This is a genomic window from Nocardioides sp. BP30, assembly GCF_029873215.1.
Classification (GTDB): Bacteria; Actinomycetota; Actinomycetes; order Propionibacteriales; family Nocardioidaceae; genus Nocardioides.
Genome location: NZ_CP123620.1, coordinates 3900011 through 3922641, shown reverse-complemented (window position 1 = coordinate 3922641; position 22631 = coordinate 3900011). Strand labels below are relative to the sequence as shown.

The 22631-nt window shown below is 70.4% G+C and carries 20 protein-coding genes; 11 read left to right on the top strand and 9 right to left on the bottom strand.

Annotation, left to right across the window (positions count from 1 at the left end; genetic code table 11):
- Positions 1–96 precede the first annotated feature (96 nt).
- From P5P86_RS18390 to P5P86_RS18380, 3 genes are read left to right on the top strand one after another with little or no spacing between them, the layout of a single operon-like run.
- Positions 97–2955, top strand: coding sequence for a glycosyltransferase (locus P5P86_RS18390; RefSeq protein WP_280608896.1), 2859 nt, complete (start codon positions 97–99; stop codon positions 2953–2955).
- Positions 2952–4268: a CDP-glycerol glycerophosphotransferase family protein gene (locus P5P86_RS18385; RefSeq protein ID WP_280608895.1), complete on the top strand. Its 1317-nt coding sequence runs from the start codon at positions 2952–2954 to the stop codon at positions 4266–4268. Before P5P86_RS18390 ends, P5P86_RS18385 begins: the two co-directional genes overlap by 4 nt.
- Before the next feature lie 4 nt (positions 4269–4272).
- Positions 4273–5466 (top strand): nucleoside-diphosphate sugar epimerase/dehydratase, encoded by a 1194-nt coding sequence (locus P5P86_RS18380; RefSeq protein ID WP_280608894.1) that lies wholly within the window; start codon positions 4273–4275, stop codon positions 5464–5466.
- Between the two features lie 33 nt (positions 5467–5499).
- Here the strand turns inward: P5P86_RS18380 and P5P86_RS18375 are convergent, their stop codons facing one another.
- The 7 genes from P5P86_RS18375 to P5P86_RS18345 all read right to left on the bottom strand — a co-directional run bounded on the left by P5P86_RS18375 (position 5500) and on the right by P5P86_RS18345 (position 12010).
- Entirely contained in the window at positions 5500–6597 is a 1098-nt protein-coding gene (locus P5P86_RS18375) for a glycosyltransferase family 2 protein (protein WP_280608893.1), read from the bottom strand.
- A complete protein-coding gene (locus tag P5P86_RS18370) occupies positions 6597–7733 on the bottom strand; it encodes a glycosyltransferase (protein WP_280608892.1) in 1137 nt (378 codons plus the stop codon). The genes P5P86_RS18375 and P5P86_RS18370 overlap by 1 nt, the downstream gene beginning before the upstream one ends.
- Positions 7734–7757: 24 nt before the next feature.
- Positions 7758–8069 (bottom strand): hypothetical protein, encoded by a 312-nt coding sequence (locus P5P86_RS18365; RefSeq protein ID WP_280608891.1) that lies wholly within the window; start codon positions 8067–8069, stop codon positions 7758–7760.
- A complete protein-coding gene (fliS, locus tag P5P86_RS18360; protein WP_280608890.1) occupies positions 8066–8458 on the bottom strand; it encodes a flagellar export chaperone FliS in 393 nt (130 codons plus the stop codon). Before fliS ends, P5P86_RS18365 begins: the two co-directional genes overlap by 4 nt.
- A gap of 13 nt (positions 8459–8471) precedes the next feature.
- Positions 8472–9920, bottom strand: a complete 1449-nt coding sequence (gene fliD, locus P5P86_RS18355) for a flagellar filament capping protein FliD (protein WP_280608889.1) — start codon at positions 9918–9920, stop codon at positions 8472–8474.
- Between the two features lie 119 nt (positions 9921–10039).
- Complete coding sequence (locus tag P5P86_RS18350; protein WP_280608888.1) at positions 10040–10882, bottom strand: flagellin N-terminal helical domain-containing protein; 843 nt, start codon at positions 10880–10882, stop codon at positions 10040–10042.
- A 285-nt stretch (positions 10883–11167) separates the two neighbouring features.
- Complete coding sequence (locus P5P86_RS18345) at positions 11168–12010, bottom strand: sigma-70 family RNA polymerase sigma factor (protein ID WP_280608887.1); 843 nt, start codon at positions 12008–12010, stop codon at positions 11168–11170.
- 276 nt (positions 12011–12286) lie between these two features.
- On the opposite strand from P5P86_RS18345, the gene P5P86_RS18340 reads away from it, so the two are divergent.
- The 8 genes from P5P86_RS18340 (at position 12287) to P5P86_RS18305 (ending at position 21155) form a co-directional block, all read left to right on the top strand.
- Positions 12287–12766, top strand: a complete 480-nt coding sequence (locus P5P86_RS18340; RefSeq protein ID WP_280608886.1) for a flagellar protein FlgN — start codon at positions 12287–12289, stop codon at positions 12764–12766.
- Positions 12767–12770: 4 nt separating this feature from the next.
- Positions 12771–14333 (top strand): flagellar hook-associated protein FlgK, encoded by a 1563-nt coding sequence (gene flgK, locus P5P86_RS18335; protein ID WP_280608885.1) that lies wholly within the window; start codon positions 12771–12773, stop codon positions 14331–14333.
- A gap of 14 nt (positions 14334–14347) precedes the next feature.
- Positions 14348–15289, top strand: a complete 942-nt coding sequence (locus P5P86_RS18330) for a flagellin N-terminal helical domain-containing protein (RefSeq protein WP_280608884.1) — start codon at positions 14348–14350, stop codon at positions 15287–15289.
- Positions 15286–15711 (top strand): flagellar assembly protein FliW, encoded by a 426-nt coding sequence (fliW, locus tag P5P86_RS18325; RefSeq protein ID WP_280608883.1) that lies wholly within the window; start codon positions 15286–15288, stop codon positions 15709–15711. The genes P5P86_RS18330 and fliW overlap by 4 nt, the downstream gene beginning before the upstream one ends.
- A gap of 42 nt (positions 15712–15753) precedes the next feature.
- Positions 15754–15987, top strand: coding sequence for a carbon storage regulator CsrA (gene csrA / locus P5P86_RS18320; RefSeq protein WP_280608882.1), 234 nt, complete (start codon positions 15754–15756; stop codon positions 15985–15987).
- A gap of 104 nt (positions 15988–16091) precedes the next feature.
- Positions 16092–18413, top strand: coding sequence for a chemotaxis protein CheA (locus tag P5P86_RS18315; RefSeq protein WP_280608881.1), 2322 nt, complete (start codon positions 16092–16094; stop codon positions 18411–18413).
- Positions 18410–18934: a chemotaxis protein CheW gene (locus P5P86_RS18310; RefSeq protein ID WP_280608880.1), complete on the top strand. Its 525-nt coding sequence runs from the start codon at positions 18410–18412 to the stop codon at positions 18932–18934. Before P5P86_RS18315 ends, P5P86_RS18310 begins: the two co-directional genes overlap by 4 nt.
- A 22-nt stretch (positions 18935–18956) precedes the next feature.
- Positions 18957–21155 carry a methyl-accepting chemotaxis protein gene (locus P5P86_RS18305; protein WP_280611286.1) on the top strand — a complete coding sequence of 733 codons (2199 nt, stop codon included), beginning with the start codon at positions 18957–18959 and terminating at the stop codon, positions 21153–21155.
- Between the two features lie 149 nt (positions 21156–21304).
- On the opposite strand, the gene P5P86_RS18300 is transcribed toward P5P86_RS18305, so the two are convergent.
- Positions 21305–22012, bottom strand: a complete 708-nt coding sequence (locus P5P86_RS18300; protein ID WP_280608879.1) for a response regulator — start codon at positions 22010–22012, stop codon at positions 21305–21307.
- Positions 22013–22140: 128 nt separating this feature from the next.
- Positions 22141–22500: a hypothetical protein gene (locus P5P86_RS18295; RefSeq protein ID WP_280608878.1), complete on the bottom strand. Its 360-nt coding sequence runs from the start codon at positions 22498–22500 to the stop codon at positions 22141–22143.
- Positions 22501–22631 lie beyond the last annotated feature (131 nt).

Below are 22631 nucleotides of genomic sequence, written 5' to 3'. Positions count from 1 at the left end.
CGGGCCATGCTAGTGGGCCGCCGCGTTCGATCAGGCGAATGGCTCGGCAGCGCCTGCCGCGGGCCGATAGGACGGGGCGATGAACGAGGTGGACAAGTGACTCAGCCGCTGCGCGCCGGCGCCACGCGACCCGACAGCGGGCCGAGGGACACGGCGGCGGTCGTCGCGATGATCGCCTCACCCATCCAGGCGCTCAACGTGCTGGAGTACCTCGAGGCCACCGGCACCGAGCTGGACCTGGTGCTCATCGGTGACGGGGTCGCTCCGGAGAAGACCGTTCCCCAGATCCGCGAGGTCCTGGCCCAGCTGCCGCAGGTGCCCGTCCACGTGCGGCGCACCGACGGCTGGAGTGCCGGCCGCCCGCACTGGTGGGGCGAGATGTTCGCCGAACTGCTCCAGCAGGTGCTCGCCCTCGGCCGCCCGGTCCAGCGCTTGATCCTCGGCGACTTCCGGGTGCCGGCCGCCTTCCAGCTGGCCCGCGTCCTCGGACTCGCCCCCGAGCAGATCACCCTCGTCGACGACGGCATGGCGATGCTGTTGCTCGACCGCGGCCCCGGATCGGCGTGGGAGCGATCCCTCGAGCGCGCCTGGACCGGTCCCGTGCCGGACGACCGGATGCCGCGCGGGATCCACGTGTTCACCGCGCTCGGTCCCGCGCTCAGGCTCGCGGCCGAGGATCGGGTGAGTGAGAACCACTACGCCTTCCTCCGCTCCCGGCTGTCCGGTCTGCGGGTGGACCCCGGGCTCGTCGTGGTGGTCGGATCGCCCTTCACCGTCCCGGGCAGCGACATGTCGCCCGCGCGCGACCTCCAGGTCGCCCTCGAGCTCGTCCGCGCCGCTCGGGAGCGGTTCCCCGGCAGCCACGTCGTCTACGCCCCGCACCGACGGGAGACGGAGGCCAAGCTGTCGGTGCTGCGGGCCGAGGTCGAGGTCCGCGAGTTCTCCGTCCCCTTCGAGATGGCACCGATCGAGCTGGGCGCCGTACCCGCTGCCGTGATGGGCTTCCAGTCCTCTCTCCTGGCCAACCTGCCGCCGCTGTACGCGGACTTCCCCGAGGTGCGGATCCTGTCCTTCAGGGCGCCCGAGGAGCTCTTCAACCCCGACCGTGCGCAGCTGCGATCCGACCAGTTCCGCTTCTTCGAGGAGCACACCGGGGGCAGGGTCGCGGTGGAGCCGCTGGTCCTGCAGTCCGACGGCGCCGCGCGCCGGGTGCCACTGCCCTGGCCGTCGGGCTCGGCGTCGCTCTCGCTCCCGCTCGGTGAGCTGGACGCGGCGATGGCCCACCCCCGCCCGGAGTACTTCGCCCGACTGCTCGCCACCACCAGCAGCGACGCCGACGCGTTCCTCCTGGCTGGCGGGGCACGCCGGTGGCGCCCGTGGCTCGGCGAGGTCGTGGCTCCGCAGGTGCGGGTCCTGACGGACTCCTCGGCCGACGTCGCCGACGACCTCCTGGCCGTCGACAAGGTCGTCGTCTACGGAGGCGGCACCCTCGACGTCGATCTCACCGCGTTCGACGGATGCCCCGACGTCAGGATCTTCTGGGAGGAGGCCGACGCGGCGGTCCAGGAGGAGCTCCTGCGTCGGCACTTCCGGCTCTACGCCGTCGACAGCGACTCCTACCGCTGGGAGCAGGTCGCGTCGCCGGAGCGTGCCGTCGGCCTGCTCTACGGCGTGCGGAAGGCCGAGGCGTGCACGATCTCGATCGTCACGCACTGGGGCGGCGTGATGGGCGGCCAGCGCTCCCACGTCGAGATGGTGGAGAGCCTGGTCCGTCAGGGACACATGGTGGACTCCCTCTTCCCCTCCGACGAGGGGCTCGGTGCACTGGTGAACAGCGCTGGCGGCTCGGTGACCCTCGTCGGTCCGCTGCCCTGGTGGTACCACCGTCCCGAGGAGGGAGAGATCCCGCCGCACGCGCCGCGTCTGGACGACCTCGGCGCACCGCAGGCCGTCCTCGTCCAGGAGCTGCGCAGGCGGCGCCCCGACGTCGTGCTCACCCAGTGCGCCCTCACCCCGCAAGGGGCCCTGGCGGCCGCTGCGGTGGGCATCCCGCACGTCTGGTACCTGCGCGAGTTCGGTGACCTCGACCTCGGCTACCGGCTGCCCGGCACACCGGCGGAGGTCGGGGCGAGGGTCGCGGAGCTGTCCGCGCGGGTGGCCGCCAACGCCGAGGGTGTGCGCGACTACTTCTTCCCCGACGACAGCGAGCGGGCCACGGTGGTCTACCCCGCCCCGTCGGTACCCGGCCCGCACGCGGTGCGGACGAGCTGGGCCGAGCGGGTTCCGGGCGTGTTCACCGTCGGCGTCCTGGCGAGTCTGCAGCCGGGCAAGGGCCAGCTGAGCGTGATCGAGGCCGTGGCGCTGCTGCGCGACCGGGGCGCCGCGGCCCGGGTGGTGCTGTACGGCCAGGGCTCGCCCGCCTACCGGCGCACCCTGGAGGAAGCCGCCCGTGCGTACGGCGTGAGCGCCCTGGTGGACTTCGCCGGGCTCGAGCCGAGCAGGCTGCGGATGTTCACCAGCCTGGACGCCGTGGTCGTCGCCTCGCGGGCGGAGGCCTTCGGCCGGGTGGCCTTCGAGGCGGCCGCCTTCGACGTACCGATCATCTATGCCGACGCTGCCGGTCCCGCCGAGTACATGCGTGACGGGGTGACAGGTCTGGCCTTCCCGCCGGGTGACGCCGACGCGCTCGCGGACGCCATCGACCGGCTCGCACAGGACCCGTCGCAGCGTGAGCGGCTGGCCGTCCAGGCACGGCTCGACCTGGTCGGGGCGCACCGCCGGCGCGTCCACGACGCCCAGGTGCACGAGCTGGTGACCTCCGCCGTCCGGTCGCCCGGACCGGCCGCGGGACTCCAGGTCCGGCGTGCGGAGCTGATCGCCCGGCTGGCCGAGAGTCTCGGCCTGTCACCGGACGTCGTCGGTCAGGGTGCGAGGGGAGATAGCGTTCGATGGTGAGGTCCGTGGCGAAGCCGGTGACAGGACGACGGTTCTCCGTCGTCTTCCTGACGTACAGCGCGAGCATGTCGGATGCGCTGGAGACGATCTACCGTGAGATGAAGCGCAACCCGCAGGCGGACGTCTCCTGGGTGCCGATCCCTTACTACGAGCTCCAGCCCGACGGCTCGGTGGGCGAGATGCGGTTCGACGGGCCCGAGACCTACCCGGACTGGATCGAGTGCACCGACTGGCGCGAGCTCGACCTCGCCAAGAGCCGTCCCGACGTGGTCTTCACCTTCGCGCCCTACGACGGCAACAACCGGGTCACCCGGGTGCACGAGGACTTCTACTGCGAGCGGCTGAAGAAGCTGAGCGGCCTGCTCGTCTACGTGCCCTACTTCGTCGCCGTCGACGAGCTGGCCGAGCACTTCTTCCTGCAGGCCGGCTCGGCGTACGCCGACCTCGTCGTGCTGCAGTCCGCCCGGGTCCGCGACCTGTACCGGAACGCCTTCGCCAAGGAGTACGGCAACCGGTTCGGGAACGTGGAGGACAAGTTCGTCGCCCTCGGCTCGCCCAAGTACGACAAGGTCCTGGAGGCCACCCGCGACACCGAGGCGGTGCCGGCGGAGCTGGTCGCCGAGATCGGTGAGCGCAAGGTCATCCTGCTCAACACCACCCTCAGCGGCCTGTACGCCGGGAATCGCGACTGGGTGCGCAAGCTGCTCACCACCATGATCGCGTTCAGCGGACGCGACGACGTCTTCGTCTGGTGGCGTCCGCACCCGCTCACCGAGGCGACCCTGCAGAGCATGCGGCCGGCGTTGCGGGAGATGTACGCCGAGGTCCAGGCGGTCTTCGAGCGCCACGTCCGCGGGCTGTACGACGACACGCCCGACGTGCACCGTGCGATCGCGTGGAGCGACGCCTACTACGGCGACTGGTCGAGCCTGATCGCGATGTACACCGCCACCGGCAAGCCGATGCTGGTGGCCGACGCGGCGACCACTCCCAGCGAGCAGCGGCTGGCCTCCACCGGCAGCGCGGACCGGTCGCGCGCGGCCCGGGCGGCGTTCCTGCCGCCGCCGCACACCCTGCACGGTCCGAAGGACGCCGCGTTCTTCGAGACCGCGGGGGCCGACCTCGTCGACTTCCTCGACTTCGTCACCGATCCCGAGAACGACACCGACGAGCGGGCGCTGGCGGCATCCGAGCGTCGCCGGCAGATCTTCACCGAGAACACCGTGCACGCGGACGGCACGGCCGGCCTGGCGATCGCCAGCTACGTGCGCTGGCTGCTGCTCAAGCAGGGCATCGGACCCTGGCAGGGCTGAGGTCATGACGACCCAGGAAGCCGTCGACCGGCTCATCCGGATCCACCTGCTCGACGCAGCGACCGTCCTGCTCTTCGGCCACTCGAACGCGACAGCGGCCATCCAGCACCGGCTCGGCGAGGCAGGGATCGAGGTCAGCGCCTACCTGGACAACAACCCGATGAAGCAGGGCAGTTCCTTCGACGGCGTGCCGGTCTTCGGGCCGGAGCTGATCACTACCCTGACCGGGGGACGGACGGTCGTGCTCATCTCCTCGCCGCACTTCGGCGTGATGCGCGACCAGCTGCGCGCGCTCGGCTTCGAGGGCGAGATCGTCCGCATCCTCGGCAGGGAGGCGCAGGTCTCGCTGCCCTCGACCGAGGAGGAGCACGTCGTCAAGGCCCGGGCCAGCTACGGCGCCTCGCTCCTGCGCGACATCCGCACCCGGTTCGCCAAGCACCACCTGGTGCTCTGCCCCTTCGACGGGCTCGGCGACGTCTACTGGCTGATGTCCTACCTGCCCGCCTTCTGCGCCGAGAACCGGATCGGTCAGGCTGCGGCGGTGGTCGCGGGCAGGGGCTCGGAGCAGGTGGTGCGCACCGCCGGCGTGGACGTCGCCGCCGTGCTGACCCCGCAGGAGATGGACGACCTCATCCGGGCGGTGCTGCTCGACGGCGACGACCGGTACACGATCGGCTTCACGCCCGACCGCTCCGGCTCGCCGCTCATCTTCCAGGGCGAGTCGCTGACCCTCTTCGACTACTACCGCTCGGTGGTCTACGGGCTCGAAGCCTCGGTCCGGCCCGCGGTGCCGGCCTACCTGGAGGAGTTCGACAACACCGCCGGCCTGCGGCAGGGGCGGTCGGTGATCGTGGCGCCGTACGCCAAGAGCGTGATCGCGCCGCCGAGGAGCTTCTGGGACGGCATCGTCGCGACCCACCAGGCGCAGGGCCGGGAGGTCTACACCAACGTCGCCGGGGCCGAGGAGCCGCTGCCCGGGACCAGGCCGCTGCGGGTGCCGCTGGCGCAGATGGTGGCGGCGGTGGAGCACGCCGGCACGTTCGTCGGCCTGCGCAGCGGCCTGTGCGACCTCGTCCACACGGCCGCGGCCCGCAAGATCGCCGTCTACCCGGACGCCTACTTCAGCACGACCTCACACAAGGTCGCCGACTTCTTCGCCCTGCCCGGGTGGGAGGAGATCATCGTCCCGATCGGCTGAACGCGCGTGCCGTGACAGGCCGCTCCGGGCCCGTCAGGCCGAGGCGAGGGAGCGGTAGCGCTGCGCCTCGTCGGCGCGGCCGAGCGTCTCGTAGTCGTCGGCGGCCAGCAGTGCCGCCGTCACGCTCGCCCGCTGCGCCAGGACGCCGGCGTACTCGGCCCGGTCGCCGAGCTCCACGGCCCGGCGCCACAGGTCGAGCGAGGCCAGCACCAGCTGCTCGGCGACACCGCCGTGCTCCGGCGGCAGGCTGACCGCCAGGGCACGCAGGGCCTGACCGTAGACGACCTGGAAGTCGGCGGAGGCGCTCCAGCGCCCGGCCTCCAGCTCACCCACGGCCGTCGACTCGTCGTGGCGTCCCAGGGCCGTCAGCGCGATCATCAGCCGCAGGGTGAGCCGGTGCCACCAGGGCCGTTGCGGGGGAGCGGCGCCCTCGGACGACTCGGGATGGGTGAGGTTGAACGCCGTCACCAGGTGGGGGAGCGCCTCCTCGTACCGACCGCGGACGGAGTACTCCGAACCCAGCTGGTACCAGAGGTAGGCGTTGGCGGGCTCGGCCGCCACGGCGCTGGTCAGCAGCGCCACGTTGCGCCCCTCCTTGGCGGCGAGCGCATCGGCGCTGTAGCCGGAGTGACCGAGCAGCAGGTGGAGTCGCTGGGCGGCGATCTCGGGGGTCGGCTGCTCGTGGACCCGGCCGGTGTAGGTGACGTGGCGGGGGAGCAGGCGGCCCAGCTCGATCGGCTCGAGCGTGCGGTCGAGCCGGCCGTGCTCGTCGGCCTGGAACATGTCGACGAGGCCGAGGAAGTCGGGCCTGGCAGCGCCGACCCGGTCGAGGAGCTCGCGGGCGGCGTCGGGGTCGACGATCCACTCGTCGGCGTCGAGGACCAGTCGCCAGGGGTGGGTGGTCTGTTCGAGGGAGTAGGCGCGGGCGGCGCCGAAGTCGTCGATCCACTCGAAGTGGCCGACGGTGGCCCCGTAGGAGCGGGCGATCTCGACGGTGCGGTCGGTGGAGCCGGTGTCGATGACGACGATCTCGTCCACGACTCCCTGCAGCGAGGCGAGGCAGCGGTCGAGGACTGCTTCCTCGTCGCGCACGATCATCGCCACCGAGATCGGGAAGCGGCGCCGCCCCATCAGGCGCCGGCAGCCACGAGCTGCTCGCCGCTCGCGATCCTGCGGTAGCGCTCGGCGTCGGCGGGACGCTCGAGACTCTCGTAGTCGGTGACCAGCAGCCGGGCGGCCAGGACGGTGGCGCGTGTGCCGAAGATGCCGGTGTACTCCTGCCGGTCACCCATCTCCACGGCCTGCGTCCACAGGCCCGTCGAGGCCGCGGCCAGCTGCTCGGCGCGCTCCGGTTCCGCCTCGCGCACGCTCAGGGCGAGCTTGCGGACCGCGAGCCCGAAGGCGTAGAAGAAGTCGGCGGAATCGGGCCAGGCGAAGGCCTCGATCTCACCGACCTGGACCGCCTCCTCGAGCCGGCCCAGCTGCGTCAGCGTGAGCACCAGCCGGGTGGAGACCCGGTGCCACCAGCCGGCCTTGATCGGGGCGTCCGGACCGGGGTTCTGCGGGTGCAGCAGGTTGTAGGACTGCACCAGGTAGGTGATCGCCTCATCGGGCATGTTCCGGGTGAAGAACTCCGCCGCCAGCTGGTACCAGAGGTATGCGTTGTCGGGCTCGACCTCCAGCGACGCGATGAGCAGGTCGACGTTGCGACCGGCCTTGCGCTCCTTCGCCTCGTCGCTGTAGCCGTCGTGGCCCACCAGCAGGTTCAGCCGCTTGCCCGGGATCTCGGGGGTCGGCTGCTCGTGGACCCGGCCGGTGTAGGTGACGTGGCGGGGCAGCAGCCGGATGAGGGGCTGCGGGACGACATCGTCGTTGAGGGTGCCGTCCGGTCGCGCCTGGAGCATGTCGATGCTGCCGGCGAAGTTCGGCAGCCGCTGGCCGATGTCGTCGAACAGCTCGCGGGCGGCGTCGGGGTCGACGATCCACTCGTCGGCGTCGAGGACCAGTCGCCAGGGGTGGGTGGTCTGTTCGAGGGAGTAGGCGCGGGCGGCGCCGAAGTCGTCGATCCACTCGAAGTGGCCGACGGTGGCCCCGTAGGAGCGGGCGATCTCGACGGTGCGGTCGGTGGAGCCGGTGTCGATGACGACGATCTCGTCCACGACTCCCTGCAGCGAGGCGAGGCAGCGGTCGAGGACTGCTTCCTCGTCGCGCACGATCATCGCCACCGAGATCGGGAAGCGGCGCTTGGCGCGGGCGCGGGTGGCCATGGCGGGTCCTCTCCTCGAGCCGGGTCAGGCGGTGGTGTCGATGTAGATGGCGGAGCGTGTGCTGCTCGGACCGCGCCCGGTGCCGCTGACCTTGCGCGCCACGTCCAGCTGCCGGCGGGTGCGGGTGATCAGCCCGGGCAGCCGCTCGAGCAGGCGCTGCTGGCGCTCGGCCAGCGCGATGGCACGCTCGCCGAGCTCGGGCGGGAGCGGGTCCAGATGCGGCGCGCTCCAGTCGCTCAACGCGGCACCTGTGCCGGTGTCGGCGAGCTCCTCGGCAGCGGCCAGGTCGGCCTCCAGAGCGTCCAGGGCCGCCTCCCAGGCGGCGGCGCTGCTCATGAGGCGCCCTGGTCGACGAGCTGGGCCGCTCGCTTCCAGGTGTCGCGCAGGTGCCGGGTCAACGCGACGACCTCACGGCCCACCTTGACGTCGTGCCGGACGTTCGCCTGGATCAGGCGGCGCTGCAGGTAGGCGTAGAGCGCCATCAGCTCGCGTCCGCCGCTCCACCCCTCCGGATCCAGCGAGCCCTGCAGGTGCGAGACGATCGACTGGGCGTGGACGTACTGCTTGTTCGCCTCGAGGTTGTCGCGGGCCATGGTGGCGCGCAGCCCGCGCTCGCAGTCCAGCACCAACCGGTCGAAGAGCATCACCAGCAGGGTGCTCGGGCTCGCCGTGCCCACGGCGTTCTGGGTGTAGGCGGAGCGGGCGTTGCTCTGCATGCTCGTCATGGCGTGAATCCGATCAGTTGCCGCTGGTGAGGCTGTCCAGACCGGCGATCTGCGAGGTCAGCCAGTTGGACTGGGAGGTCATGTTGGACATCGCCGTCTCGAGGTTCGTGTACGTCGTCTCGAGGTTCTGCCTCTTCTGCGCGAGCCGCACATCCCATTGCGCGATCTCGTCGTTCTGCTGCTTGATCTGGGCGTTCAGGGAGTCGATGAGCATCGACAGGCTGCCCTCGGCCTTGTAGGTCTTGGTGTCGCCACCGGTGCCCACCACCTGACCGTAGGCAGGTGCGCTGGCGGCCGCCGCCGCATCCATCACCCGTGATACGAAGCCGTTCTTGCCCGTGAAGGCGTCCGCGACGGCCTGGGGATCCTTCTGGTAGGCGGTGGTGAAGGTGTCCTGGTCGAAGGTGATCTGGCCGTCGTTGTCGATCGAGATGCCCATGTTGCCCAGGGCGACGTTGTCGGAGCCGAAGATGGTGTTGGTGAGCGCCGTGGCCACCGAGCGCAGCGTCGAGTCGCCGGCGAGCACACCTCCACCCGAGAAGGACGCGTTGGTGGTGTTGTAGGTGCCGTAGGTGGTGTCGGCGGCGATCTTGGTGAGGATCGTGTTGATCTGGGAGACGAAGGCCGAGATCGCCGTCGCGCGCGAGGAGCCGTTGTCGCTCAGGGCGACCTGGCTCGTCTGCGGCTTGTCGGAGGTCACGCCGGCGGCGACGGTCAGCGTCACCCCGTTGAGCACGTTGGTGAACGTGTTGGTCCGCGAGTTGATGACCGTCGAGCTGCTGCCGAGCTTGATCTGCGCGTTCTTGCCGGCGTACTGCTCGGTGGGACCGCCCAGGAAGTCGGTGCCGGTGGTGCCGTCGGTGATGGCGATGTTGCCCGCGCCGGTCGAGGCCGAGGTCACCATCAGGCTGTAGCTGCCCGAGCCGTCGTTGACGGCGCTGGCGTTGATCAGCCGGTTGCCGTTCGCGTCCTTGAGCGCGTTGAGGTTCGCCACGATGGTGGAGAGCTTGCCGTCGCCGATGCTCACCTGGGCGGCGGTGCCGTCCGGCAGGGTGAGCTTGAGGACGTCCTTGGTCGCATCCCCGGTCGGGGTGACGATGACCGCGCTCGTGGCGGTGGCGACGCTGCCGTAGTCGTTCTCCGCGGCCGTCGCGCTCTGCAGCGCGGTGACCTGGAAGCTCCCGGTGTTGGCGCCGGCGGTCGCCGCGGCGGTGATGGCCGCGTTGGAGGACGTCGCGTTGATCTGGGTCCAGGTGCTGCCCCCGGCGAAGCTCGACGCGCTGGTGATGAGGTTCTGCAGGGAGGTGTTGATGCTGCGCAGCTCGGTGACCTGCGAGGTCTCGGCCGTGACGGTGTTCTTCAGCGTCGTCTGCGGCTGGGACTCGATCGACATCAGCTGGCTGATGATGCTGGCCGTGTCGAGGCCGCTGGCGATGCCGCTGAACTGGATCGAGCTGGTCATGAGGTGATCCTCCGGGTGGGGCTGTCGAAACCGAACGGCGCCGGTGTGGCCGGAGGCCTCACCGGCGCCGTTGCGGGTGTTGCGTTGCTTCTACGCGGCCTGATCGCTCAGGCCCTCGCTCACTGGAGCAGCGAGAGGACGCTCTGCGCGGCCGAGTTGGCCTGCTTGAGCATCGACGTACCAGCCTGCGAGAGGATCTGTGTACGTGTGTAGTTGCTCATCTCGGCCGCCATGTCGGTGTCCTGGATGGAGCTGTTGGACGCCTGCAGGTTGGTCTGGGTGACCGACAGGTTGTTGATGGTGTGCTGGAAGCGGTTCTGCAGAGCACCCAGGTTGGCGCGCAGGGTGGAGACGGACTGCAGAGCGGTGTCCAGGTCGTCCAGGGCGTCCGACCAGGTCTTGGAGGCTGCGCTGCTGGTCAGGGAGCCGGCGGAGCCGAGCAGGTCGGTGCCACCGAGCTTGGTCGAGATGCTGACCTCGATCTGGTTGCCCGCGTTGGCCGACTCCGAGTTGGCGCCGACCTGGAAGTGCAGGTCCGCGTTGCCGTCGAGGAGCTTCTTGCCGTTGAACTCGGTGGTGTTCGAGATCCGGTCGAGCTCGGAGGAGAGCTGCTTGAGCTCGGTGGTGATCGCGGCCTTGGCGACGGAGTCGTTCGAGTCGTTCGCGCCCTGGACGACCAGGGTGCGAGCGCGCTGCAGGATCGACTGGACCTCGGTCAGGGCGCCGTCAGCGGTCTGGACGACGTTGATGCCGTCCTGAGCGTTGCGGACGGCCTGGCCGATGCCGTTGATCTGGGCGGTGAGGCCCTGGCTGATCGCGAGGCCGGCGGCGTCGTCGGCGGCCTTGTTGATCCGCAGGCCCGAGGACAGGCGCTCGATCGACGAGGACATCGAGTTCTGCGTCGAGCTGAGGTTGCGGTACGCGGTCAGCGCGTCAACGTTGGTGTTAATGCGGAGGCTCATGGTGATTCCTTCCTGGATTCAAGCCTTGGGGTCATGGCCCGTCCGTGGGCCTTGCGAGCACTCCCATCGGCGCTCGCAGGGAGCGCCTTAGCCGCGTCAGGGGAATTTTTCGCGACGGCTTGCGCGGCCCGTCGCCGGACCCGCCCGAAGGTACGGCACGACGGCGCGAAGGCTGCTGGGGGACGCCCGGCGACGCGGTCCGCCAACGCGACGAAGCCCGGTGCCCCGACCGAGCGGGAGCACCGGGCCTCGCCCAGGTGGGATCTGTCGAACGCGCCGGGAGGATCAGCCGGCCGCGTCGAGTGCGGGCGTCGCCGGCGCACGCCGGGAGCCGTCGGCGTGGCGAGCGGCCACGGCGGCGAAGTAGGCCTCGCGGCGGCGCGAGGCGCAGCCGTTCGGCTTGCTGGACGGCTTGACGAGCGCGGGGTCGAGCGCACTGTTCAGTGCGTCGCGCAGCAGCACCAACGCCTCGGCGCGCATCTGCGAGATCCGGGAGTCGGTGACGCCCAGGTCGGCCGCGATGTCGGCCATCGGCCGCTCGGCGAAGAAGTAGTCCTGAACCACGGTGCGCAGTCGCTCGGGAAGCTCGGTGATCGCCTCCATGAGGTACGTCAGCCGCTCCTGGTGCTCCAGCAGCTGCTCCGGGCTGGGAGCGCGGGTGGGGACCAGCTCGTCCAGCGACGCGGTCGTCGAACCCTGCAGGGAGAGCACCTGGGCGCGGGAGACGTCCTCGTCGTTGGCGGTCACCTCCTCGACGCTGAGCCCCGAGGCGGTGGCGACCTCGGCCACGGTGGGGGTGCGGCCGAGAGCGCCCGCCAGGCGGGTGCGGGTCTCCTCGAGGTCACGAGCGCGGCGGCGTACCGACCGCGAGGCCCAGTCGACGCTGCGCAGCTCGTCGAGGATCGCACCGCGGATGCGGGTCGCCGCGTAGCGCTCGAAGGGGACGCCGCGCTCAGCGTCGTACGCCTGCGCAGCCTGGACAAGAGCGGTGAGGCCTGCGGAGGTCAGGTCGTCACGGCTCACGTGGGATGGCACCCGGCCCATCGTCTCTCGGACGATGTGTCCCACCAGCGGCATGTGGCTGGTGATGAGTTCGTCGGCGCGGGGGTCGCCTGCTTGCTCGGTCACGAGAACGAAGATTGCCTGTCAACTGACCAACAAAGCGAGGCGAACCGGCGGGTAAGCACTCGTCGCTGTTGAAATCAGGACCTCGGTCCCGGGTGGGCCTAGTCCGTGCCAACTACTCCGTGCTCGTTCGCCGACTACGCAGGGATGGTTTGCGCTCCGATCTGTGAGTTTCCGCCGGTGGCCTCAAACGGCTCAGGAACGCTTCCTTCGGGGCGATGGGATCCACAGTGTGGGCGCAGGATGCTGCGCCCGACCCGAAGCCTGAGAGGTGGACCCGTGGAGAAGCTGTCGCTGATCCTCTGGCGTGAGCGCGAGCTGTTGGAGCGGCTGGCCTACAAGCTGGAGCTGGAGCAGCTCGTGCTGGCCAGCGGGCGGACGCGCTGGCTCGCCCACTCCACCAAGGAGGTGGAGGAGGTGCTCGAGGTCCTGCGCGAGACCGAGGTCCTGCGCGCCATCGCCTCCGACGAGGTGGCCGAGGAGCTCGGCCTCGCCGCCGCTCCCACCCTGGCCGAGCTCGCCGAGGCGGCGCCGGAGCCCTGGCGGGTGATCCTCGACGACCACCGGACGGCGCTCATCACCGCTACCCGCGAGATCACCGAGCTCTCCGAGTCCAACCGCGGCCTCATCACCGCCGGTTACCGATCGGCCCGCGAGACCCTGCTCGCCCTGGGCGGCGGCAGCGCCGACAGCTACTCCTCGACCGGTACCGCGGTGGTGGACACCCCGCGGCGACGCCTCCTGGATCGGAGCCTGTAAGACGATGACCGGGACCTTCAGCAGCCTCAACATCGCCAAGACCGGCCTGCAGTACCAGCAGGTCAACATCGATGTGGCGGACAGCAACATCGCCAACGTCAGCACCGACGGCTACGTCCGCCGGCGCGCCGTCGGGGCAGAGCTCGGCGGCACCGACAGCCCCACGATGTACTCCAGCTACACCGGCCACGGCGATGGCGTCACCACCCAGAGCGTGCAGCGCCTCACCGACCTGCTGCTCGCCAAGCGTGTCCGCAGCGAGAACGCGAACCTGTCCTCGTTGACCGTCCAGCAGAACTCGCTCGAGCGCCTCGAGGCCGCTGTCGACGAGCCCAGTGACCAGGGGGTGGCCAAGGCGCTGTCCGCGTTCGCCTCCGCCTGGCAGGACGCGGTCACCGCACCGGACGGTCCGGCCGCCCGACAGTCGGTGATCGCCGCCGGGCAGACCCTTGCCGCCGCCATCAAGACCCAGGCCACGGCGGTCGACTCCGAGGCCGACGAGCAGGGCGCGGCGGTGGCGCAGAACGTCACCACCATCAACGCCGACCTGCAGCAGATGGCGCAGCTCAACCACAGCATCTACCTCGCCCAGGCCAACGGCGCCGACGTGGGCGCGCTGCAGGACCAGCGCGACCAGCTCGCCCTCGACCTCGCCCAGAAGTTCGGGGCGGTCAGCACCGCCGACCCCGCCACGGGCCAGTACAACGTCACGATCGGTGGTGCCACCCTCGTCTCGGGCGGCAACGCCGGCTCGATCGAGGTCGACCAGACCCAGACCGACAACTCGACCACGCCGCCCACCACCACCACGACCACGCTGCCCAGCAGCGGCACGCTGGTCCGCAACGCCGACGGCACGGCGGCCACGCTGTCGGTGGTCGTGACGCCGGCCGGGAGCACGACCCCGCAGACACTGCAGCCCGGCGATGCCGGAGGCGAGATCGGCGGGTCGCTGACGCTGCTCAACCAGACCCTCAGCAAGTACCGCACCGACCTCAACAAGGTCGCCTCGGACCTGATCTCGGTGGTCAACACGCAGTACGCCGCCGGCTACGACCAGAACGGCAACGCCGCCTCCGGCGAGGTGTTCTTCACCGATGCCGGCAGCGGCGACTTCGCCGGCTCGATCGCCGTCGACACCACACTGGCCGCGGATCCGACCAAGCTCGCCGTGTCCGGCAAGCCGACCACCGATGCCAACGGCAACGCGACGTCGGGCGGCAACAACAACACCGACAACGCGGACGCCATCTACCAGGCCCTGATCGGCAAGGACCCCAGTGGCGGCCCCCTGATCGTCGGCGGCAAGCAGCTGAACGTGCAGAGCGAGTACCAGACCCTGGTCTCCGGCCTCGGGTCCACGGCGGCGGCGATCAACACCCAGACCGCCAACCAGACCCTGCTGACCAACCAGGTCAACGACCAGCTCGAGCAGACGGCTGGCGTCAGTCTCGACGAGGAGACCATCAGCCTCATGCAGGCGCAGCGTGCCTACCAGGCCTCCAGCCGCGTCCTGTCGGTGATGGACTCGATCCTCGACACCCTCATCAACCACACCGGAGCCTGATCATGATCACTCGCGTGACCCAGCGGATGATGACCGGCCGCGAGCTGTCCCAGCTCGGCCAGGCCTCGACGCGGATGGCGTCGGCCCAGGAGCAGATGACCACGGGCAAGAAGCTCAGCCGGCCCTCCGACGGCCCGGCGGACACCACGGTGGCGCTCAAGGCACGCGCCGGCGTCGACCAGCAGGCCCAGTTCACCCGCAACGCCAACGACGGTCAGGCCTGGCTGCAGACGATCGACTCCGCGCTGCAGGGTGCCAACACCCAGATCACCCGGGCGTACACGCTCGCGCTCCAGGGCGCGAACACCGCCACCAACGGCCAGACGGCCGAGAACGCCCTCGCCGACGAGATCGACCAGATCAAGCAGGGGCTGCTGGCGACCGCCAACAGCCAGTACCTCGGTCGACCCGTCTTCGGCGGCACCACCGCCGGCGGCAGCGCGTTCGCACAGGTCGGCGTGACGGACGCGAGCGGCAACCCGGTGCTGGACGCCGACGGCAACCAGGTCCAGCAGGTCCAGTACGTCGGCGACGGTGGCTCGGTCAGCCGGCGCGTCGGCGCCGACACCGTCGTCAGGGTCGACTCCGACGGTCAGTCGGTCTTCGGCTCCACGGCCGACGGCACCAGCATCTTCGACGCCCTGGACAAGCTCTCCGCCGCGCTGCGCAGCTCGGACTCGGACGGCATCCAGGCGGGCATCCAGGCGATGCAGGACGCGCGGACCAGGATCAGCGGTGCCGCCGCCGACGAGGGCGCCCGGATGAACCAGATCACCGCCGCGAGCAACGTCGCCAGCGACAACACGCTGGCGCTCAAGACCGTGCAGTCCAACGTCGAGGACATCGACATCGCCGAGGCGACGATCAACCTGGAGACCCAGACGACCGCCTACAACGCCGCGCTGGCAGCGATCTCGAAGACGAGCCAGCAGAGCCTCCTGGACTACCTGGCATGATGCTGGCCGTGGCGACGTACGACGAGGTGCGGTCCTTCACCGACCTGCCGGTGATCGAGCTGGTCGAGCCGATGCCGGGATTCCCCGAGGACCGGCGCTTCGAGCTGAGTCATGTCGACGAGTCAGGCGTCCTGGGGGCGCTGCGCTCGCTGGACCACGACGGGCTGCAGTTCCTCGTCGTACCCGCGGCACCGTTCTACCCCGACTACGAGCCGGTGGTCTCCGATGAGACCGTCGCCGCGCTCGGCATCGCCGACGTCGCCGACGTCCTGGTGCTGCTCGTCGTTCATGCCGGACCGGATCTGGCCTCCACGACGGTGAACCTGCGGGCGCCGCTGCTGGTCGACACCCGGAGCAACCGGGCCGCTCAGGTCATCCTCGATGACGTCGACCTGGCGGTCGCGGCGCCACTGCTGAGCTGAGCGCCGGTCCGAGCTCGTGGGTCGAGGCGATAGCGTGTCCTCATGCTGGTGCTGAGTCGACGTGTGGGTGAGAGCGTCGTCATCGGCGACGAGGTGACCATCACCGTCCTGGAGGTGCGTGGCGACGTGGTGCGCGTGGGCATCGACGCGCCCCGGTCGGTGAGCGTGCACCGGGCGGAGCTCCTGCAGGAGCTCGCCGACACCAACCAGGAGTCGGCCTCGCCGAGCCAGGACGCTGTCGCGTCGCTGGCCGAGGCCCTGCGCAAGCGGCGCTGATCCTCCTCCGCCTCGGCGGGCGGGCTGTTTTCGAGATCCGGACGGTGTTCTGGTCAGGCGGTGATCCCGGCCGCCGATTCCCCCCTCGCAGGAAGGGGTAGTCGATGGACGACGATGCCGAGATCATTGCCGAGTTCCTCGTGGAGAGCCACGAGAACCTCGACCAACTCGATCGCGACTTGGTGGAGCTGGAGCAGCACCCGGGGAGCCGGGAGCTGCTGTCGAGCATCTTCCGCACGATCCACACCATCAAGGGGACCAGTGGGTTCCTGGCGTTCGGCCGGCTGGAACGGCTGACCCACGTCGGCGAGACGCTGCTCTCGAAGCTGCGTGACGGCGAGTACGCCATGAACGATGCGATCGCCGAGGCGTTGCTGCGGATGGTCGACACCGTCCGTGCGCTCCTCGACGGGATCGAGCGTGTCGGCAACGACAAGGACCCCGCCGTGGACGTGGTGCCGGTCCAGGAGGCGATCGAGCTGCTGCTGGCCAACGGCGGCCAGCAGTCCGCGCCCGCGGAGCCGGTCGAGGCCGAGGAGCCGGCCGCGGTGGCCGAGGAGACCGCCGAGGCCACGGAGACCGTCGAGGCCGAGGAGACCGTGGAGGCCGCGTCGTCGGCCGTGGAGCCGGTCGCCGTGGAGCCGGTCGCCGTGGAGCCGGTCGCCGATGAGCCGGTCGCCGTGGAGCCGGTCGCCCCGCCTGCGCCCGTTGTCGAACCTCAGCCCGTCGCCGAGCAGACCGAACAGCCGGTCGCCGAGCCGGGCGAGCCGTGGGACGGCACCGAGCGCCGCTCGGTCGCCGACTCCAGCGTCCGCGTCGATGTCGAGCTGCTGGACAACCTCGTCCAGCTCGTCGGCGAGCTGGTGCTGACCCGCAACCAGATCCTGCAGCGCACCGAGTCGCAGGACGACCCCGAGCTGATCCGGGCCAGCCAGCGGCTCGATCTGGTCGCCAGCGAGCTGCAGGAGTCGGTCATGAAGACCCGCATGCAGCCGATCGGCCAGGTCTGGTCCAAGATGCCGCGCATCGTCCGTGACCTGGCCCGTCAGCTCGGTCGCGAGGTCGAGCTGTCGATGGACGGCCACGACACCGAGATGGACCGCTCGGTCCTCGAGGCGGTCAAGGACCCGCTGACGCACATGGTGCGCAACTCCATGGACCACGGCATCGAGCGCCCCGAGGAGCGCGTCGCCGCCGGCAAGTCCCGCGCGGGCAAGCTGACCCTGCGCGCCTTCCACGAGTCCGGCCAGGTCGTCGTCGAGATCGCCGATGACGGCAAGGGGATCGACCCCGACCGGATCGCCGCGGTGGCTCTCGACCGCGGGGTGGTCTCCCGCGAGCAGCTCGCCCGGATGGACACCAAGGAGATCGTCAACCTGATCTTCCGGCCCGGCTTCTCCACGGCCGAGACCATCACCAACGTCTCCGGCCGCGGCGTGGGCATGGACGTGGTCCGCTCCAACATCGAGCGCATCGGCGGCTCGGTCGACCTCACCAGCGAGGTCGGCAAGGGTTCGACCTTCCGCATCCGGATCCCGCTGACGCTGGCGATCATCCCGGCCCTGATCGTGGGGGAGGGCACGGAGCGTTACGCGATCCCGCAGGCGAACCTGGTCGAGCTGGTCCGGATCGAGGGCGAGGACCTCGACCGGCAGGTCGAGGACCTGGCCGGATCGCCCGTGCTGCGCCTGCGCGGTCGGCTCTTGCCGCTGGTCAACCTCGCCGAGGCACTGGGCGACACCATCGAGCAGCGCGACCACCTCACCGTCGTCGTGGTGCAGGCCGACGACGTCCGCTTCGGGCTGTGCGTCAACGAGGTGCACGACACCCAGGAGATCGTGGTCAAGCCGATCGGCCGTCAGCTCAAGGGCCTGGCGATGTACGCCGGCGCGACCATCATGGGCGACGGTCGCGTCGCCCTGATCCTCGACGTCCCCGGGATGGCGCAGGAGCAGGGCGTCGGCGCCGTCGAGCAGGAGCTGTTGGCCACCCGTGCCGCAGCCGTGGACGAGGAGGAGCGCACGGCGCTGCTCGTGCTCGAGGTAGCGGACGGCCGCCGTGCCGCCCTCCCGCTGGCCGCCGTCGCCCGGCTCGAGGAGTTCCCCCGCGACCGGGTCGAGCGCACCGGAGGCAACGAGGTCGTGCAGTACCGCGACGGCCTGCTGCCGCTGGTCCGGCTCGCGCCCGCGATCGGGCTGATGGACACCTCGGACCGCACCGAGCAGGTCTCGGTCGTCGTCCACGAGCTGGCCGACCGCTCGGTGGGCATCGTCATCGACCGGGTCCTCGACGTCGTCGAGACGGCGGTCGTCCTCAGCGAGGTCGGGCGCCGGTACGGCGTCACGGGCTCCGCCGTCGTCCAGGAGCACGTCACCGACCTGGTGGACCTCGAGGCCGTGGTGGCCCGGACAGGAGTCAGCGCATGAGCAACGCCGCCGCCACGGCGACAGTCGTGGATCAGTACTGCACGTTCTGGGTCGCCGGGCACTTCTTCGGAGTCTCGGTCAACGAGGTGCAGGAGGTTCTCCGGCACCAGCCGATGACACCGGTGCCGCGTGCCAACGAGGCCGTCCGCGGCCTGATCAACCTGCGCGGTCAGATCGTGACCGCCGTCGACCTCAGGGTCCGGCTGGGGCTCCCGCCCCGGCCGGAGGGCGAACTGCCCATGAACGTCATCGTGCGCAGTCGCGGGGAGGTCGTCAGCCTCCTCGTCGATGACATCGGCGACGTGATCGACACGGCCGGCCTCGAGTTGGAGACCGTGCCGTCAACCATGCCCGCGACGGTCCAGGACGTCGTGCTCGGCGTCCGGCCGATGACGGATGCGATCCTCCTGGTCCTCGACGCGGACCGGGCGGTGGACATCTTCGCGGGAGCAGAAAACACAGGGGGAATCCATGACCGCACTACTCAGGAAGCCGGGTCCGGAAAGCACGGCAGCCGGTAGTCCACCACGCACCACCTTCGACGTGGAGGGCTTCCGCCACGTCCTGGACGGCGTCAGGAGCCAGCTCCTGGTCGCCGACGCCGATCTGATCGTCCGCTACATCAACCCGCAGACCCGAGCCGCGCTCGAGAAGCTCCGCGAACAGCTGCCCTTCGCACCCGAATCGGTGGTGGGCATGCCGCTCAACATTTGCCTCGGCAACACCTTGGAGGCGGCGAGCCCCGGTGATCACTGGGGCGCCCTCCCGCTCGTCACCACGCAGATGGCCGGCCCTGAGACGGTCGAGTTCACCGTCGAGGCCCTGTACGGCGAGCGCGGCGAGCGGATCGGTGCGATCGCCACCGTCGAGAGCATCACCGAGCGGCTCGCGCTCGAGGCGCACAGCTCCATGCTCCAGTCGATGGTGGAGAACAGCCCGACGAACATGATGTTCGCCGATCGCGACCTCGTCATCCAGTACGTGAATCCGGCCTCGCTGGACACGCTGCGCGCGCTCGAGGCCCACCTGCCGGTGCGCGCCGACCAGGTGGTCGGCTCGAGCCTCGACGTCTTCCACCGGGACCCGGGCCACCAGCGCGGGATCCTGGCGGACGAGCGCCGGCTGCCCAGGCACGCCCACATCGAGGTCGGTCCGGAGACGCTCGACCTGCTCGTGAGCGCGATCCACGACCACGAGGGCGCCTACGTCGGCGCGATGGCGACGTGGGACGTCGTCACGGACAGGATCCGCGCCGAGCGGGTGACCGCCGAGGCCGCGGAGGACACCGCCGCGGTCAACAAGGTGCTGGTCTCGCTGCAGAGCGTGAGCAGTGCGCAGGAGGCCGTCCGGGTCGCGCTCGACACGGTCCGGTCCGCGTTCGGTTGGGCCTACGGGTCCTACTGGACCGTGGAGGAGGACCAACTGCTCCACTTCAGCCTGGAGTCCGGTGACGCCGGGCCCGAGTTCCGCCAGGTGACGCTCGCCACGACCTTCGCGGAGGGGGTGGGCCTCTCGGGCCGGGCCTGGGCGCAGCGTGACCTGTACTTCACCCGCGACATCGGGGAGATGACCGACTGCGTGCGCGCACCGGTCGCCCAGAAGGTCGGTGTCAGGTCCGGGGTGTGCTTCCCGATCATGGTCGAGGGTCGCGTGGTCGGCACGATGGACTTCTTCGCCACCGAGACCCTCGACCCGAGCCCGCAGCGCCTGGAGGCCCTGCGCAACGTCGGCCGGATGGTCTCCCAGCGGCTGGAGGCGCTGGCGCGGGACGCGAGCGACAGGGCGCAGGCCGAGGAGACCGCCGCCGGCGTGCAGCGCATCCTCGACACCGTGCGCGCGGCGGCCGAGGGTGATCTCACCCGGCAGCTGCAGGCCGACGGCGACGATGCCGTCGCCCAGGTGTCCCGGGCGCTGGACGATCTGATCGCCCAGTTCCGCGTGAGCCTCACCAACATCGGCGGCACGGCGGACAGCATCGGCGTCTCCGCCGAGCAGCTGACGGTGCTCGCCCAGGGGATGGGGGAGGGGGCCGCGCTCACCTCGGACCGGGCCGCGTCTGCCTCGGGTGCCTCGGTGCAGGTGTCGGCCTCGATCCAGACGGTCGCCACGGCCGCCGAGGAGATGACGGCCAGCATCCGAGAGATCGCCAAGAGCGCGACCGAGGCGGCGACGGTCGCCACCGACGCCGTCACCGTCGCCGGAGGGGCGCAGACGACGGTGGCCTCGCTGGGCGAGTCGAGCGCCGAGATCGGGCAGGTGATCAAGGTGATCACCTCCATCGCCCAGCAGACCAACCTCCTGGCGCTCAACGCCACCATCGAGGCCGCTCGGGCCGGCGATGCCGGCAAGGGGTTCGCGGTGGTGGCCGGTGAGGTCAAGGAGCTGGCCAAGGAGACCGCGAAGGCGACCGAGGACATCTCCCACAAGATCGAGGCGATCCAGAACGACACCCAGGGTGCCGTCGCTGCGATCAGCCGGATCACCGAGGTGATCGCCCGGATCAACGACATCCAGGCCTCGATCGCCTCGGCGGTCGAGGAGCAGACCGCCACCACCAACGAGATCGCGCGCTCCGTGACCGAGGCGGCCGCCGGAGCCGGCGGCATCGCGGAGGACGTCACCCAGGTGGCCAACGCCGCGGCGGACACCCAGCAGGGCACCCACCGCACGCTGCAGTCGGCCACCGAGTTGACCGACATCGCCACCGAGCTGCGCTCGCTGGTGGGGCGTTTCACGCTCTGAGGGGCCGGCGCGTCGCCCCGAGCATGAGCGGGAGCCATTGAGAACGGGGAGGCCGACATGGTCGGCCTCCCCGTTCCCCTCCCTCCCCAGGGCGGATCAGGTAGGGGTGGCGACGACGTCGCCGGCGAGGCCGGCCGTCGTCGCGTGACTCAGCGCGGAGCGCCGGAGGCGATCGACGTCTCGCTGCGTCGCGGTGCGGGCAGCCGAGGGGTGTTCCCGTCGCGGAGCCGGTGGGCCAGCACCGCCGCCTGGGTCCGGTGCTGGACGCCGAGGCGGGCCAGCAGGCCGGTGACGTGGTTCTTCACCGTCTTCTCGGCGAGGAACAGCTTCTCGGCGATCTGGCGGTTCGTCAGGCCCTCGGCGATCAGGAAGAGGATCTTGCTCTGCTGGGGGGTGAGCTCGGCGAGGACATCGAAGGCGCGGCGGTGGAACTGCACCTGCTGCACCACCCGGGAGGCGATGACCGGGTCGATCAGGGTGTGGCCGCTGGCGACCAGGCGGATCCCGCTGATCAGGCTGTTGCTCTCGATCTGCTTGAGCACGTAGCCCGCCGCCCCGGCCAGGATCGCCGAGGTGATCGCGTCCTCGTCGTCGAAGCTGGTCAGGATCAGCCCCCGGATGTCGGGGTTCACCGCCCGCATCTCGCGACAGATCTCGATACCCGAGCCGTCGGGCAGCTGGGCGTCGAGCACACAGACGTCGGGCTCGAGCTCCAGGATGGCCGGCAGCGCTTCGGCCGCCGTACCGGCTTCGCCCACGATCCTGATGTCGCCCTCAGCCTCGAGCATGCTGCGCACGCCGCGGCGCACGATCTCGTGATCGTCGACGAGGAAAACGCGAATCAGACCGTCCTGCATGGGCACCATTGTCCCCCGAGCGAGGCCGACCCAGGACCAGGCTGATGGTCACGAGACGGCATCCTCTCGGGCCCGGGTGGGCTAGTCCGTGCGGACTAGGCACGTCCGTCCGATCGGAGGATGCCGGCTCAGCGGTGTCGGGCGCCGGCCAGGTAGGGGCGCGCGGCGAGCGCGTCGCGGGCCTCCTGCAGCAGCGCGATGACCTCGCTCGCTCCGATCCCGCCGGCGCGGACGGCAGGCGCCTCCTCGACCAGCAGACCGGCACGGTCCGCGTCGACCTCGGCGCCCAGCTCCAGCCGGTAGTGGGTGTCGGTCAGCTCGAAGCTGATGTCCTGCACGGTGGCCAGCCGGTATCGCTGCGCTCCGTCACGGATCAGCAGCTGCTCGCCCGGCTCGAGGCCCCTGTCGAACCCGGCGTCGGTGTGCGAGACGAGCAGCGAGCCCGCACGCCGCGTGAACTCACTGAGCTCCAGATCCACTCGCTTCATCGCTGTCCCCCTTGTGCCGGCTCCCGAGTGAGAGCCTTCTACCCCTGTGCCTACCCAACGAAACATCCCCGTCGAGGTCACTCGGCGAGGCCCGGGTCGGTCTAGACCATCGCTCCCGCGGCCATGCCAGA

What these genes read in the sequence shown, in the direction of transcription:
- fliW (WP_280608883.1), top strand. Translation starts at nt 15,286, where the DNA reads ATGATGCTGGCCGTGGCGACGTACGACGAGGTGCGGTCCTTCACCGAC.
- P5P86_RS18370 (WP_280608892.1), bottom strand. Translation starts at nt 7,733, where the DNA reads ATGGCCACCCGCGCCCGCGCCAAGCGCCGCTTCCCGATCTCGGTGGCG.
- P5P86_RS18310 (WP_280608880.1), top strand. Translation starts at nt 18,410, where the DNA reads ATGAGCAACGCCGCCGCCACGGCGACAGTCGTGGATCAGTACTGCACG.
- csrA (WP_280608882.1), top strand. Translation starts at nt 15,754, where the DNA reads ATGCTGGTGCTGAGTCGACGTGTGGGTGAGAGCGTCGTCATCGGCGAC.
- P5P86_RS18380 (WP_280608894.1), top strand. Translation starts at nt 4,273, where the DNA reads ATGACGACCCAGGAAGCCGTCGACCGGCTCATCCGGATCCACCTGCTC.
- fliS (WP_280608890.1), bottom strand. Translation starts at nt 8,458, where the DNA reads ATGACGAGCATGCAGAGCAACGCCCGCTCCGCCTACACCCAGAACGCC.
- fliD (WP_280608889.1), bottom strand. Translation starts at nt 9,920, where the DNA reads ATGACCAGCTCGATCCAGTTCAGCGGCATCGCCAGCGGCCTCGACACG.
- P5P86_RS18350 (WP_280608888.1), bottom strand. Translation starts at nt 10,882, where the DNA reads ATGAGCCTCCGCATTAACACCAACGTTGACGCGCTGACCGCGTACCGC.
- P5P86_RS18315 (WP_280608881.1), top strand. Translation starts at nt 16,092, where the DNA reads ATGGACGACGATGCCGAGATCATTGCCGAGTTCCTCGTGGAGAGCCAC.
- P5P86_RS18295 (WP_280608878.1), bottom strand. Translation starts at nt 22,500, where the DNA reads ATGAAGCGAGTGGATCTGGAGCTCAGTGAGTTCACGCGGCGTGCGGGC.
- P5P86_RS18375 (WP_280608893.1), bottom strand. Translation starts at nt 6,597, where the DNA reads ATGGGGCGGCGCCGCTTCCCGATCTCGGTGGCGATGATCGTGCGCGAC.
- P5P86_RS18365 (WP_280608891.1), bottom strand. Translation starts at nt 8,069, where the DNA reads ATGAGCAGCGCCGCCGCCTGGGAGGCGGCCCTGGACGCTCTGGAGGCC.
- flgK (WP_280608885.1), top strand. Translation starts at nt 12,771, where the DNA reads ATGACCGGGACCTTCAGCAGCCTCAACATCGCCAAGACCGGCCTGCAG.
- P5P86_RS18300 (WP_280608879.1), bottom strand. Translation starts at nt 22,012, where the DNA reads ATGCAGGACGGTCTGATTCGCGTTTTCCTCGTCGACGATCACGAGATC.